General features: G+C 60.2%; 15 protein-coding genes. 5 read left to right on the forward strand and 10 right to left on the reverse strand.

Going from position 1 to position 13103, the window contains the following annotated elements; genetic code table 11:
- Nucleotides 1-42: 42 nt before the first annotated feature.
- The 3 genes from AC27VU_RS27865 to AC27VU_RS27875 form a co-directional block, all read right to left on the reverse strand.
- The gene (locus tag AC27VU_RS27865; RefSeq protein WP_488725340.1) at nucleotides 43-912 is read right to left on the reverse strand and encodes a DUF6279 family lipoprotein; all 870 of its coding nucleotides are present in this window, start codon (nucleotides 910-912) and stop codon (nucleotides 43-45) included.
- Nucleotides 913-983: 71 nt separating this feature from the next.
- A complete protein-coding gene (locus tag AC27VU_RS27870; RefSeq protein ID WP_003222704.1) occupies nucleotides 984-1703 on the reverse strand; it encodes a TorF family putative porin in 720 nt (239 codons plus the stop codon).
- 208 nt (nucleotides 1704-1911) lie between these two features.
- On the reverse strand, nucleotides 1912-2100 hold the full coding sequence (locus AC27VU_RS27875) for a hypothetical protein (protein ID WP_016985943.1): 189 nt from the start codon (nucleotides 2098-2100) through the stop codon (nucleotides 1912-1914).
- A 351-nt stretch (nucleotides 2101-2451) separates the two neighbouring features.
- Here AC27VU_RS27875 and AC27VU_RS27880 point away from each other — a divergent pair, with 351 nt between their 5' ends.
- The 3 genes from AC27VU_RS27880 to AC27VU_RS27890 all read left to right on the forward strand — a co-directional run bounded on the left by AC27VU_RS27880 (nucleotide 2452) and on the right by AC27VU_RS27890 (nucleotide 4912).
- Nucleotides 2452-3288 (forward strand): CvfB family protein, encoded by an 837-nt coding sequence (locus tag AC27VU_RS27880; protein ID WP_488725341.1) that lies wholly within the window; start codon nucleotides 2452-2454, stop codon nucleotides 3286-3288.
- A 45-nt stretch (nucleotides 3289-3333) separates the two neighbouring features.
- Complete coding sequence (locus AC27VU_RS27885; protein WP_488725342.1) at nucleotides 3334-3738, forward strand: DUF2177 family protein; 405 nt, start codon at nucleotides 3334-3336, stop codon at nucleotides 3736-3738.
- A 241-nt stretch (nucleotides 3739-3979) separates the two neighbouring features.
- On the forward strand, nucleotides 3980-4912 hold the full coding sequence (locus AC27VU_RS27890) for a DMT family transporter (protein ID WP_488725343.1): 933 nt from the start codon (nucleotides 3980-3982) through the stop codon (nucleotides 4910-4912).
- Here the strand turns inward: AC27VU_RS27890 and AC27VU_RS27895 are convergent.
- A complete protein-coding gene (locus AC27VU_RS27895) occupies nucleotides 4857-6038 on the reverse strand; it encodes an MFS transporter (protein WP_003222712.1) in 1182 nt (393 codons plus the stop codon). The two genes, AC27VU_RS27890 and AC27VU_RS27895, sit on opposite strands and share 56 nt — an antisense overlap.
- 104 nt (nucleotides 6039-6142) lie before the next feature.
- On the opposite strand from AC27VU_RS27895, the gene ptrR reads away from it, so the two are divergent.
- The gene (gene ptrR, locus AC27VU_RS27900; protein WP_027614570.1) at nucleotides 6143-7036 is read left to right on the forward strand and encodes a putrescine utilization regulator PtrR; all 894 of its coding nucleotides are present in this window, start codon (nucleotides 6143-6145) and stop codon (nucleotides 7034-7036) included.
- Between the two features lie 142 nt (nucleotides 7037-7178).
- Nucleotides 7179-7307 carry a PA1414 family protein gene (locus AC27VU_RS27905; protein ID WP_003184145.1) on the forward strand — a complete coding sequence of 43 codons (129 nt, stop codon included), beginning with the start codon at nucleotides 7179-7181 and terminating at the stop codon, nucleotides 7305-7307.
- Nucleotides 7308-7509: 202 nt separating this feature from the next.
- Here AC27VU_RS27905 and AC27VU_RS27910 read toward each other — a convergent pair whose 3' ends face one another.
- From AC27VU_RS27910 to speB, 6 genes are all read right to left on the reverse strand, one after another.
- A complete protein-coding gene (locus AC27VU_RS27910) occupies nucleotides 7510-7758 on the reverse strand; it encodes a hypothetical protein (RefSeq protein WP_003222713.1) in 249 nt (82 codons plus the stop codon).
- Nucleotides 7759-7800: 42 nt separating this feature from the next.
- Nucleotides 7801-8526, reverse strand: a complete 726-nt coding sequence (locus AC27VU_RS27915) for an MBL fold metallo-hydrolase (protein WP_103521711.1) — start codon at nucleotides 8524-8526, stop codon at nucleotides 7801-7803.
- An 86-nt stretch (nucleotides 8527-8612) separates the two neighbouring features.
- Nucleotides 8613-9992, reverse strand: coding sequence for a sodium:solute symporter family protein (locus AC27VU_RS27920; protein WP_003222714.1), 1380 nt, complete (start codon nucleotides 9990-9992; stop codon nucleotides 8613-8615).
- 155 nt (nucleotides 9993-10147) lie between these two features.
- Nucleotides 10148-11656: a purine-cytosine permease family protein gene (locus AC27VU_RS27925; protein ID WP_488725344.1), complete on the reverse strand. Its 1509-nt coding sequence runs from the start codon at nucleotides 11654-11656 to the stop codon at nucleotides 10148-10150.
- A gap of 55 nt (nucleotides 11657-11711) precedes the next feature.
- Nucleotides 11712-12134, reverse strand: a complete 423-nt coding sequence (locus AC27VU_RS27930) for a YybH family protein (RefSeq protein ID WP_003222716.1) — start codon at nucleotides 12132-12134, stop codon at nucleotides 11712-11714.
- Nucleotides 12135-12144: 10 nt separating this feature from the next.
- On the reverse strand, nucleotides 12145-13095 hold the full coding sequence (gene speB, locus AC27VU_RS27935; protein WP_003222717.1) for an agmatinase: 951 nt from the start codon (nucleotides 13093-13095) through the stop codon (nucleotides 12145-12147).
- Nucleotides 13096-13103 lie beyond the last annotated feature (8 nt).

Consider the following 13103-nt stretch of genomic DNA (forward strand, 5'->3'; position numbering starts at 1 on the left):
CCCCCCCCCCCCCCCCCGCTCCCACATTGGATTGGCATCCCATTAAGGTTTTTGTGCAGCCTTCAGGCACTTCAGGTCATTGAAGTCTTTACGCACCCCTTCGATTTTCTTGAGCAACCGCTGACGCTGCTGCGGCGTGCTCTGCGCCATCAAATCAACCGCCAGCGAGCGCGCCTGTGCTTCGGTGTTGGCGTAGGCTTTCTGGTAATCCGTTGTCCATAAGCGCTCGCGATTGACCAGAAGTGTCTCGATCTGCTGTGGGAATTCCGGACTTTTACGCTGGGCAACGGCCGCGCTGAACTGCTGCTGCCAATGTGCGCGGTTGGCGATCCATTGAGTGTTCTGATCGCCCAGAGCGGTCGACCAGGCCATCACCCGTTGTTCCTGAGTGGCGCTCAACGGGCCAAGCCAATCGGTCAGGCGCTTGTCCATGCGCGCGCCGCGCTCGGCGATCTGCTGCGCCAGTGGCGGTTTGACGTATTCCTTTTCCCGTTTGCGCAGATCCTTGGCAAACGCATCGTTCATCTCGGCGACTTGCTTGTCGTCCAGCCCTTGCAGCAATTCGATGGCCGACGGTGTGATCTGGCGTGCGGTTTCGGCAATGGCTTTTTTTGCTTCCTCGGTTCGTGCTTGCAGCGCAGCGTCGGTCACCTGATTGCTTTCGACCATCGCCTGCAAGCGATCCAGCCAGTCGAGGTAGCCCGGCAATTGTGTGGTGCAATGCCAATTCAGATGCTCCTTGAGGCGTTCGTTGAACCAGTCCTTCTGCTCGCCGTTCATGTCCAGGTAGTCGCCAAGCGTCCATGGAATGATCACGTCGAGATTGCGATAGGCCAGGCCGACGCGGCTGCAGGCGCCGAGGGCGAGGGTGAAGATCAGCAGGGTGGCGAGGTGTTTGAACCAGCGAGACATGAGCGAGTCCTTGCGAGAGCCTGACGTCTGATTCTTATGTGAACGCAGGAGGCTGCCGGCAGTTCAGCCGATCAATAGAACGCGCGTTCGGCCTTGAGCGTGACCAGCCCGTCGCACTCGCTGTTTTGCCCGGAGTAAGCCGAGCAATCGCTGCCGCTGAGGTTGGAATTGCTGTAGATCAGGTCGAGATCGACGCCCATGAACGGCCGGGAAAATTTCACCGACCAATCGGTAAAACTGCTGACATAACCACCGTCCACCGACACTGGCGTGTTCAGTTGGTGGGTGGTGTATTTCATGCTGATCCCGATGCCGAACGGCTGATTGCCGCCGAGGTCGGCGAACAGCGTGTTGTTCTGTTTGTCCGGGTCATTGCTCACGGCGACGCCGAAGCGGCTGCCGAGCAGGGTCAGGCCGCCGAACAGCTCCTGGCTGTCGAGGGTGTCTACTTTGGGATAACTGTAGTGGATCATCCCGACTTCATAGCCGAGGGTCTGATCGAAAGGTTGTTTGAAGCCGACGTAGGAGTCGATTTCGAGGTTCTTGCCCGGTGTGAGGCCCATGCTCGGTGCGTACTGGCCGACATACAGGCCGCTGTCGTGGCTGAGGTCGAGGCCGCCGTGGAAGGAGCCGACTGCCGCCGGCTTGACCAGGCCTTGGGCCATGCTGCGGCTGGGCGTGGTGCCGAGTTTGAGGTCGAAGTCGCCGAGCTCGCGCTGGAAAATCTGCGCGTGCGCAGTCGAGCAGACCAGCAGGCCTACCAGCAGTAAACAGGAAGTGGGTTTGAGCATGCGTCACTCCATGAACAGCGAGGGCAAGGCATTGAGCCTGCTGAAACGCTTGATCCAGACGCGTGCAAGGATACCGGCGAATGCTCGGCGATGATGGCCGTTCGTCGATTTTCAAAAGATTGGTTAAACAGAATGGAGGGTATTGCGCGGGTGCCAGTCCAGACGCTTCGAAACTCAAAGCGCCTCAGGACGGGTGTATTACCGGGTGTTACTTCTTGCCCAGGCTGATCTGCTTGGACGGACCGAACGTCTGGCCGCTGACGCCTTTGGCAATTTGCTGGATTTCGCCGCCGGACTTGAGGAACGCTGCGATTTGATCGTTGATCGATTCGCTGGTTTCAACGGCTGGAGCTGGCTTTGCTTTGCTGGTGGATGCTTTTACACGCATGGCGGCCATTAACCTGTAGAAAAGTAACTCGGCCAGGCATCGTACAGGAATAACTTGACAATTGCTTGATAAATATCCCCGGGAATAACTGGGCGCGTGGGTGGATTATTCTCGATTAATTATTCGAAATATCCACCTAAGCCACTGTTTTAAATAAGAACATTTATTTGCCATCAGTGAAAACATCCTGCGCGAAATGGCGCGGCCTCTGCTGCGCTGGTCAGACGAGTGGCAGCCCGACCGTGCGAGACCCAGGAAAATCAAGGTGTCCCGTGGATTTTCCCGAACGGGTTGCTCAGCCAGCGAACGAAACCGGCAAAACCGGGTAGAATGCCGCCCACGCAATGAGGGTTTTGGAAAATGGCTTTAGTCGGGCGTTACAACAGTTTGCAAGTGGTTAAACACACTAACTTCGGTTTATATCTGGACGGCGGTGCCGACGGCGAAATTCTTTTGCCTAACCGTTATATCCCTAAAGATATTCCCAGCGAAGATGAAGACTGGCTCAACGTTTTTATTTATCTGGACAGCGATGACAAACTTATCGCTACCACTGAAAAACCAAAAGTTCAGGTCGGCGAATTTGCCAGTCTGAAAGTTGTTGAAATCAACAGCATCGGCGTGTTCCTCGATTGGGGCCTGCCGAAGGACCTGTTGCTGCCGTATTCCGAAGAGAAGCGGCAGATGACCGCTGGTGAATATTGCGTGGTGCACGTCTACCTCGACAAACACACCCGCCGCATCACCGCGACCGCACGTCTGGATCGCTACCTCGACAAGACCCCGGCCAACTACAGCGCCGGGCAGGAAGTTGATCTGCTGGTGGCTGAAGCCACCGACATGGGCTTCAAGGCGATCATCAACAACAAGCACTGGGGCTTGATTCACAAGAATGAAATCTTCAAGTTCATGCGGTCCGGCATGCGCGAGAAGGGTTACATCAAGGAAGTGCGCGCCGACGGCAAGATCAGCCTCAGCCTGCAACCGGTGGGTCAGGAAGCGGCCAGCAGCCTGAGTTCGAAGATCCTCGCCAAGTTGCGCGAAAGCAACGGCATGCTGGCCATCAGCGACAAGAGCGATCCGGCGCTGATCAGCAGCATGTTCGGGGTCAGCAAGGGCAACTTCAAGAAGGCCATTGGTTCGCTGTACAAGGAAGGCAAGATCGTCATTCACGCCGATCGCATTGAACTAACCTGAGCCTCGCGTAGCCCATGTTGCATGGGCTCACTTGAGGTCGGTTAAATGAAAAAAGCGTTGATTGCCTATGGCGCCACATTGGTGGCGTTTCTGTTGCTCGATGGCATCTGGCTCGGCGTATTGATGGCGCCAACCTACCGCGAGCTGCTCGGTTCGCTGATGCTCGAAAAACCGCTGCTGTTACCGGCAGCGGTTTTTTATTGCCTGTATGTTTTCGGCTGTGTGCAGTTTGTGGTGTTGCCGGCGCTGAGCTGGCAACGCGCGGCACGCATGGGCGCGTTGTTGGGGCTGGTGGCGTACGGCACTTATGACTTGACCAACTGGGCGACATTGCGCGGGTGGTCGGTACAGGTGAGTTTGATGGATTGGGCGTGGGGGACCTTTGCCACGGCTGTGGCGTGTACGGTCGGCTTTTTGGTGGCAAAGCGATTTGTGAAGTCAGCCCCGTAATCTTTGTTGTCTGGAGCGACGCCTTCGCGAGCAAGCCCGCTCCCACAGGGGGAATGCGTTCTAATGTGGGAGCGGGCTTGCTCGCGAATGGCGGCGCAGCCGACAGCCATTCACCGCTGCCGCAACAGGCAAGATAAATGTCTTTCCCAGACGGCTTTTTCTGCCCGAGTGATTGATAATCCCCGACACAGATTTTCGACCAGTGGATGGCTGCCATGTTGTGTGTGTTCGAGGTGTTGCGGTGAGTGTCGAGCGGCGCAATGCCGACGGTTTTGCCCTGCAGGTGATGATCGGCCTGTGCCTGATCTGGGGCGTGCAGCAAGTGATGATCAAGTGGGCCGCGCCGGACATCGCGCCGGTGATGCAGGCCGCCGGGCGTTCGGGGATTTCCGCGTTGCTGGTGGGTTTGCTGCTGTGCTGGAAGGGAGGCTGGGATCAGGTCGGCACCACCTGGCGCGGCGGACTGCTGGCCGGTGCGCTGTTCGGTCTGGAGTTCTTCTTCATCGCTGAAGGTCTGCAACTGACCACTGCCGCGCACATGTCGGTGTTCCTCTACACCGCGCCGATTTTCACTGCATTGGGTGTGCATTTCCTGTTGGCCAGCGAACGCTTGCGACCGCTGCAATGGCTGGGGATTCTGCTCGCGTTCATCGGTATCGCGATTGCCTTCGCAGGCGGCGTGTCGTGGGACAACCTCGACCGGCGCATGCTGCTGGGCGATGCGTTCGGGGTCATTGCCGGTGCCTGCTGGGGCGCGACCACTGTGGTGGTGCGCGCTTCGCGGCTATCGGAAGCGCCGGTGACCTTGACCTTGTTTTATCAATTGATCGTCGGCTTCGTCGGCCTGCTGTTGATCGCGCTGTTCAGCGGCCAGATCACTCACGTCAGCCTGACCACCGTGGCGGTGGCCAGCGTGTTGTTCCAGGGCCTGGTGGTGTCGTTCTTCAGTTACCTGACGTGGTTCTGGCTGCTGCGACGCTATTTGGCGGCCAATCTGGCTGTGTTTTCGTTCATGACGCCGCTGTTCGGCGTCACCTTTGGCGTGGTGCTGCTGGGTGAAGAATTGAGCATTAACTTCGTCATTGGCGCGGTGCTGGTGTTGCTCGGCATCACCTTTGTCAGCGCTGAGCAGTGGGTGCGTCGGCGTTTGCGCAAAGCCCTCGGCCAGCACTGACCGATTGCAGCGCCAGCCCGCCGGCAATCAGCAGACCGCTGCCGGCAATGATCAGCGCCGGTTGCAGACCGCCGCTGAAATGGCTGCTCAGCGCCGCGAGCAACGGGCCGCTGAGCTGGCCGACGGCGAAGCACGCGGTCAGCAGCCCGGCGTTGCGTTGGGTGGTGTGGGGCGCCAGTTCCCGCGAGCGCTGCATCACCAGTTGCATGCAGGCCAGGAACGGCATGCCGCACAACATCACCCCCAGCGCCAGGCCATAACCGCTGCCCAACAGACAGGCGAAGACCCCGAGCGCCTGCAACCACAGGGTGGCGGTCAGCCAGTGCCGTGTGGTGTTCGGGTCGTGGCGACGCAGACTCACCAGCAACACGCCGATGGCGGCGCCGAGGCCGAAGCACGGCCAGAACAGATCGGCCTGCCATTGCCCGTGAAACTGCGCGTTGGCCATTTGCGAAAGAAACGTGGCGGGGATGATGTAACCCACGCCGTATAGCGCATACACCGCCGCCAGTCGCGGGATGCCGCGATTCGCATGGCTGACGTTGAGGGTGGCGACCGGCGTGTGCACGCCCGGTTGCGGCAGGATCCGCACGATCCCCAACAACATCACCAGCGCCACGGCGGCATAGATCAGCCACAACGTGGCAGACGTCTGGTTCAGCAGATGTGAGAACAGCGCCAGCAACCCTGTGAGAAAAATCCCCAGCCCCGGACCGGCGAACACCAGCGCACCCAGCCGTGGCCGGCCTGCCGCCGCTGCCAAGGGCTGACTCAGCGCCGTGATCATCACTAGCACCCAGGCACTCGCCACCCCGGTGCCAAAGCGCAGCAGCAAATGCGCCCAGAATCCGTTGGCCCAGAACGACGCCAGTGTCAGCAGCACGCACAGCCACAACCCGCCATGCAACCGGCGCTGCACTTGCTGCGGACGGTGCGCGAACATCGCATCCACCGCGCCCAGCAGATAGCCGAGGTAGTTGGCCGCGGCGATCAGACCGGCGGCGGTCAGGTCGACCTGGCCTTCGCTGAGCAGGTGCGGCAGTTGCGGGGTGAGGGCGAAACGCCCGATGCCCATGGCCATCATCAGGGCGACGAAGCAGGCGGATAAGCGAATCAGTGGCGACATGGTCGGGATTCCTTTGGAGGAGCAATGACCGTCAGGCTAGAACCGATTGACTTTCTTTAAAATTGAATAATAGTTAGTAACTTGTTCTGTAATGGAGAATGGTTGTGGAATTCAGCCAATTGCGGATCTTTCAGGCAGTGGCCGAGGAAGGTTCGATCACCCGCGCCGCCGAGCGTCTGCACCGGGTGCCATCCAACCTGTCGACCCGGCTCAAACAGCTGGAAGAGCAATTGGGTGTCGAACTGTTCGTCCGCGAGCGTCAGCGTTTGCAGTTATCGCCTGCGGGAAAAGTCCTGCTGGACTACACCGGCAAACTGTTCGCCCTGCGCGATCAGGCCAGTGCGGCGGTGATGGGCGGGCAACCGGCCGGGGATTTCGTCCTCGGCACGCTCTACAGCACCGCAGCGATCCATTTGCCGGCGCTGTTGGCGCGCTATCACAAGCAATACCCGGCGGTGAATCTGCAGGTGCAATCCGGGCCCAGCGGTGAGTTGCTTGAAGGCCTGGTCTCCGGGCGTCTCGATGCGGCTTTGGTGGACGGCCCGCCACAACTGGCGGGGATCGACGGCGTACCGCTGTGCGACGAGCGTCTGGTGCTGATCAGCGAAGCCGATCACCCGCCGATCCGCAGCGCCAAAGAGGTCGAGGGCAGGGCGGTGTTCACCTTCCGCCATGGCTGCGCTTACCGCGCCCGACTGGAGGCGTGGTTTGTCCACTATCAGGCGGCGATGGGCCGGGCGATGGAGATCGAGTCCTATCAGGGCATGCTCGCCTGTGTGATTGCCGGCAGCGGCGTGGCGCTGATGTCGGAGTCGATGCTGGCCAGTCTGCCCGGGCGCGAAAGTGTCGCGGTGCACCCGTTGGCCGAGCCGTTTGCCAGTGCGACAACATGGCTCATGTGGCGCAAGGGCATGGTCGGGGCCAACCTCAATGCCTGGATTGAACAGCAGCAAGCGCTCTATCCCGTGGCATCCAGTGAAACCCGGCAGACGGCGTGAACCAATCGATCCGAATTCTGTTCAATTCAGTAACAGATCATTGCGGATTTGGCCGAGCATTGCGTAGGACTTAGGACTATTATCAGTGCGAAGCGGCCTCAGAATTCCGGCCGCTCAGCACTACCCTGAAGGGGGCATGACGATGAAAGAGAAAATTCAGAACTGGCTGCACGATTTGGGTGTTGCCCTCGGCTTGATCGAACCGCCTCTGCAACCCGTTCCGATCCGCACCGATGACGAACAGCGCCGGCGTCAGCCTCGCCGGCGGTAAGTACGGCTCCATGTGAGTGACGCTTGTTGTGGCGAGGGAGCTTGCTCCCGCTCGGCTGCGCAGCAGTCGTAAGGTCACTGAACAAGGTCCGTCTGGCACAACGGGGCTGAATGGTTTTGGGGCTGCTTCGCAGCCCAGCGGGAGCAAGCTCCCTCGCCACAGGGTTTCAGCTCACCCTGATGGTTGTATTTGGCAAACCCTCTCAATGCCTTCCAATCTCTAGCAAAAATCGACTCAGGTCATTCGCGGTCTTCGCGGTCTTGAGCATGTGATCCTCTTCGGCCGTGAACGCCGTCAGTCCGAACTCATCTTCCAGATGAAATATCAGATCTTCGATATCTGCCTTCTCCAGCCCTAATTGCACCAGGCTGGTGTCGTCGTTGAATTCGCGGGAGTCCAGCAGGCGCTGAATGTATCGGTGTACGGCAGCACGCACGGCAGCTCTTCTCATGGCAGATAGTTTCGTTGTTGTGTTGACTGATTACAGCAGGCCTCAAGCGTGTCGACGCAACCATTCGTCAATCATCGAACGCAAATGCCCGCCGGAAAAACTGCCGAAATGCCCGCCGTGCACCGTGCGGATCGGCAGCGCCTGCAAGCGCCGCAGGCTGGTGGCGTAATCCTGCAGATCGGAGTGGTAGGCGTCTTCGATCAACGGCCCGTCGTAGATGATGTCGCCGCTGAATAAGGTTTCGGTGGCCGCCTCATACAGGCTGATGCCACCCGGCGAATGCCCCGGCGTGTGCAGCACTTGCAGGGTGCGGTTGCCCAGATCCAGTACGTCGCCATCCTCGACAAAACCGGTGGCTGGCGCAGCCTTGACCCGGTATTCGGCGTAGCACAGCGGACAGTCCGGATGCGCCTCGAACATGTCGTCACCGACGAAGGCCCGGCTGAGGTCATTCTCGCCGTTCGGCGCGGCAAGAATGTCGGCCTCGGCGCGATGCACCAGACGTTCGGCGAATTCGTGATGCCCGGCGATGTGGTCGAAGTGGCAGTGACTGGCAACAGCCACCAGCGGCCGTTCGGTGATCCACGGCAATTGCTCGCGCAGGCTGACCAATCCCGAACCGCTATCCAGCAACAAGTCTTTGTCGCGGCCCTGAACATGCCACAGGTTGCAGCGGTAGAACGGGCGGATGTACGGCTCGTGGATCAACCGGATGCCATCGCTCAAGCTCAAAACTTCAAACCACTGATCGCGCGAAACGATCTTCATAAGCCATTTTCTCCAGACGTAAAAAAACGGGTGTGGCAACCGACGCCACACCCGTCGAAGAAAGCATCAAGTCGTTACATCAGAGCTTAGATCGCACTCGCCACGGTCGCCGGGCGAGGGGAGACCAGGCTGACCACCACAAAACTCACCAGACCTACCGCAAGGCTGTAGTAGATCGGCGTGTTCGCATCCAGACCGTCCTTGAACATGAACAGCAGCGCGGTGGCGAAACCCAGGCCCATGCTGGCGATGGCGCCGGCGGTGGTTGCGCGTTTCCAGAAGATCGCACCGATCAGCGGAATCAGCATGCCGCCGACCAACAGGTTGTAAGCAAGAGTCAGGGCGCTGATCACGTCATTCACTACCAGAGCGATGCCGAGCACCACGACACCGGTGAGCAGGGTGAACAGGCGGTTGATCGCCAGGCTCGACTGTTTACCGCCACGCAGTTTCGGTAGCAGGTCTTCAGTCAGGGTGGTGGCCGCAGCGAGCAGGCCGGCACTGGCGGTAGACATCATGGCGGCCAGTGCCGCAGCGATCACCAGACCACGGATGCCGTCCGGCAGCGACAGTTTGACGATGGCGGCGAAGGCGTTGTTGACGTTGTCCAGATCCGGGATCAGTACGTGAGCGGCCATGCCGATCAGCGCGCAAGCCAAACCGTAGAGGATGCAGTAGATACCGGCGATGCTGCCGGCGTACTGGGCGACTTTGGCGGTCTTGACGGTGAACACCCGTTGCCAGATGTCCTGACCGATCAGGATGCCGAAGAAGTAGATCATGAAGTAGGTGATGATCGTGTCCCAGCCGATGGTGGTGAAGTTGAACGCCGCTGCCGGCAGCTTCAGCACCAGTTCGTCCCAGCCGCCGACGCGGTACAGGCAGATCGGCAACAGGATGAACATCAGGCCCACGGTCTTGATGATGAACTGGACGATGTCGGTCAGGGTCAGCGACCACATGCCGCCGATCGCCGAGTAGATCACCACCACGCCACCGCCGAGCAGTACCGAGATCCAGAATGGCAGGCCGAACAGCACTTGCAGCACGGTGCCGATCGCCAGGATCGAGGTCACGCCGATCATCAGCGCGTAGGCCAGCATGATCACCGCGCTCGCCGAGCGGGCCATCGGGTTGTAGCGTTTTTCCAGAACCTGGGTAACGGTGTAGATCTTCAGTTTCAGCAGCGGTTTGGCGAGGAACAGGTTCAGCGCGACGATGCCGCAACCCAGCGCGGCGCACAGCCAGAAACCGGAGATGCCATGCACGTAGCCCAGACGCACGGTGCCGACGGTGGACGCACCACCGAGCACGGTCGCGGCCATGGTGCCCATGTACAGGCTTGGGCCCAGGTTACGCCCGGCGACCAGAAAATCCTCGTTGGTCTTGGCCTTGCGCATGCCGTAGTAGCCGAGCAAAAGCATGCCGGCGGCGTAGATGAGGACGACGAATAAATCCAAAGCCATGATGGCGTGTCTCCGATTGTCTTTTTTATGGTGAGGCTGAATTCAGTTCCCTGTGGGAGCGAGCTTGCTCGCGAAGGCGGTCTGTCAGTCACTTCAATGTTGAGTGTGCTGAGGTCTTCGCGAGCAAGCTCGCTCCCACAGGGTTTTGTGTTTAATCAGGCGACCTGACGCAGTTCAGGTTTCGCTACCACTTGGCTGCGGGCATCCGTGGGCCCGAACACTTCGCGCGGTTCCGGGAACAGGCTCAGCAGCGTCAGGTACACCACCGAAGCCAGCCCCAGGGTCACCGGCAAACTGATGTCGATACCACCGGCCATCTCGCCCAGCGGGCCGACGAACTGCCCCGGCAGGTTGACGAAGCACAGGCCGACCGCCGCGCTCGGGATCCACGCGCCCAGACCACGCCAGTTCCAGCCGTGGTTGAACCAGTAGCGTCCGCCTTGCTCGCCGCGAGTGAATACTTGCAGGTCATCCGGGCAGTAGAAGCCGCGACGCACCAGCAGGCCGATGATCATGATCACCATCCATGGCGTGGTGCAGGTGATGATCAGCACGGCGAAGGTCGACACGCTCTGCACCAGGTTCGCCGCGAAGCGTCCGATGAAGATGAAGGCAATCGACAGCACGCCGATCAGCAACGTTGCCTTGACCCGCGACAGCACCCGTGGGAAGACGCTGGACATGTCCAGCCCGGTGCCATACAGCGAGGTGGTGCCGGTGGACATGCCGCCGATCACCGCAATCAGGCACACCGGCAGGAAGAACCAGCTCGGCGATACCGCCAACAGACCACCCACATAGTTGTTCGCCGCGATGTAATCCGGCGCCTTGATCGCGACGATGGTCGCGGTGCTCAGGCCGAACAGGAACGGGATGAACGTGGCGATCTGCGACAGCACCACAGCGGCCATGATCCGCTGCTTGGAGGTGTCACGCGGGATGTAGCGCGACCAGTCGCCGAGGAACGCCCCGAACGAGATCGGGTTGCTCATGGCTACCAGCGCTGCGCCGATGAACGCCGCCCAGAAGCCCGGTTGCCCGAGGTTCACCGTGCCGGCGTAGTTCGCATCGAAAGGACCGGCGAAGGCGAAGATGCCCAGCAGGAACAACAGGCTGGCGCTCCACACCGCGATCTTGTTTACCCACAGCAGAAAGCGGAAGCCGTAGATGCACACGGTCAGCACCAGAATCGCGAACAGACCGTAGGCCAGGCCCAGGGTCAGGTCGGTTTCCGGCAGACCGATCAAGCGTTTCGCCCCGCCGATCAACGCATCCCCCGAACTCCACACCGAGAGCGAGAAAAACGCGATGGCGGTCAACAGCGACAGGAACGAACCGACGATCCGCCCGTGCACGCCGAAGTGCGCCCCGGAGGACACGGCATTGTTGGTGCCGTTGATCGGGCCGAACAGGCCCATCGGTGCGAGGATCAGCGAGCCGAGCAGCACGCCCGCCACAATCGCCCAGACGCCGGCCTGAAACGACAGACCGAACAGCACCGGGAAACTGCCGAGCACGGCGGTGGCAAAGGTGTTCGAACCACCGAAGATCATCCGGAACAAGTCCGTCGGGCCTGCGGTACGTTCGTGGTCCGGGATCTGTTCGACCCCGTGGGTTTCAATTTGCGTAAGGCTTTGGTCGTTGGCTTTGTTGTTGTTATTCATGATCAGCTCCGATCATAAAGGCGCGCTCATCGTGCGTGAGCGTCACCTGTTTTGGCTAAGGGGGTGGCAGCCCTTCCGGCATTGCGGACAAATGTTCATGGCAGGCCAGCCAATGGCCTTGTTGTTCTAGGCTCGACGCTTGTTTCTTGAAAACAATCGTCTCGCGCTCCTGGCTGAAATGTTGCTCCCCTTGCATGCGCAGCTCGGTGGCCACGTCATGGACAAACACCGCCACGTCACCTTGCAGGCTGACGAAGGCGTTGCTCGAAGTGCACGACAACACTTCGAAGCCATCCTCGGCGCGCCAGCTGTCCCACAACGCCTGATAGGCATCGCGCGACAGCAGCGGCTGTTCGAGGGTGTAAAACACGAAACTTGCATCGGCGCTGAACGCGCCGAAATAAGCTTCGCGATCGTTGCGAGCGAAGGCGGACACCAGATCGGCAGCCGCTTTCAACACCTGATCACGTTCGTTCATGGCCGAACCCTCAGCGGTGGACTACGCCAGGCAGTACGCAGAGCATTTCGTACAGCAGGTTGGCGGCCAGCAGCGAGGTGTTGCCGGTGGTGTCGTAAGCGGGCGAGACTTCTACCAGATCGCAGCCGATCAGGTCGAGGCCCTGACAGCCGCGAACGATTTCAATCGCCTGAATGGTCGTCAGACCCCCGATTTCCGGGGTGCCGGTGCCAGGCGCCCAGGCCGGGTCGATGCCGTCGATGTCGAAGCTCAGGTACACCGGACCGCCACCGACTTTCTCGCGCACTTCGGCCATCAGTGGCGCCAGCGATTTGTGCCAGCACTCTTCGGCCTGCACCACGCGGAAACCCTGATCGCGGCTCCAGTTGAAGTCGTCAGCGGTGTAACCCTGGGCGCGAAGACCAATCTGCACCACGCGGTCGCAGTCCAGCAGACCTTCTTCGACGGCGCGACGGAAGGTTGTGCCGTGGGCGATTTTCTCGCCGAACATGTGATCGTTGACGTCAGCGTGGGCATCGATGTGCACCAGACCGACCTTGCCGTGCTTCTTGTGAATCGCCCGCAGGATCGGCAGGGTGATGGTGTGGTCGCCACCCAGGGTCATCGGGATCACGTTGTGCTCGAGGATGTTGTCGTAGGCTTCTTCGATGATGCGTACGGCGTCGAGCAGGTTGAAGGTGTTGATCGCCACGTCACCGATGTCGGCGACCGACAGCGAGTCGAACGGCGCGGCGCCGGTGGCCATGTTGTACGGGCGGATCATCACTGATTCGGTGCGGATGTCGCGCGGCCCGAAGCGAGTGCCGGGGCGCAGCGAAGTACCGATGTCCAGGGGCACGCCAACGAAGGCAGCGTCCAGGCCGGCAGCGGTCGGTACATGGGGGAGTCGGAGCATGGTGGCGATGCCGCCGAAGCGCGGCATTTCGTTGCCGCCCAGTGGTTGGTGAAGAATCTTGTCCACGGGTAGGG

The organism is Pseudomonas sp. 14P5.3.2 (genome assembly GCF_057799175.1).

Excerpts from the sequence above, each read along its gene's own strand:
- AC27VU_RS27925 (WP_488725344.1), bottom strand. The coding sequence starts at position 11,656 with ATGAATAACAACAACAAAGCCAACGACCAAAGCCTTACGCAAATTGAA.
- AC27VU_RS27880 (WP_488725341.1), top strand. The coding sequence starts at position 2,452 with ATGGCTTTAGTCGGGCGTTACAACAGTTTGCAAGTGGTTAAACACACT.
- AC27VU_RS27865 (WP_488725340.1), bottom strand. The coding sequence starts at position 912 with ATGTCTCGCTGGTTCAAACACCTCGCCACCCTGCTGATCTTCACCCTC.
- AC27VU_RS27895 (WP_003222712.1), bottom strand. The coding sequence starts at position 6,038 with ATGTCGCCACTGATTCGCTTATCCGCCTGCTTCGTCGCCCTGATGATG.
- AC27VU_RS27930 (WP_003222716.1), bottom strand. The coding sequence starts at position 12,134 with ATGAACGAACGTGATCAGGTGTTGAAAGCGGCTGCCGATCTGGTGTCC.
- AC27VU_RS27885 (WP_488725342.1), top strand. The coding sequence starts at position 3,334 with ATGAAAAAAGCGTTGATTGCCTATGGCGCCACATTGGTGGCGTTTCTG.
- AC27VU_RS27910 (WP_003222713.1), bottom strand. The coding sequence starts at position 7,758 with ATGAGAAGAGCTGCCGTGCGTGCTGCCGTACACCGATACATTCAGCGC.
- AC27VU_RS27915 (WP_103521711.1), bottom strand. The coding sequence starts at position 8,526 with ATGAAGATCGTTTCGCGCGATCAGTGGTTTGAAGTTTTGAGCTTGAGC.
- AC27VU_RS27870 (WP_003222704.1), bottom strand. The coding sequence starts at position 1,703 with ATGCTCAAACCCACTTCCTGTTTACTGCTGGTAGGCCTGCTGGTCTGC.
- AC27VU_RS27920 (WP_003222714.1), bottom strand. The coding sequence starts at position 9,992 with ATGGCTTTGGATTTATTCGTCGTCCTCATCTACGCCGCCGGCATGCTT.
- AC27VU_RS27905 (WP_003184145.1), top strand. The coding sequence starts at position 7,179 with ATGAAAGAGAAAATTCAGAACTGGCTGCACGATTTGGGTGTTGCCCTC.
- AC27VU_RS27875 (WP_016985943.1), bottom strand. The coding sequence starts at position 2,100 with ATGGCCGCCATGCGTGTAAAAGCATCCACCAGCAAAGCAAAGCCAGCT.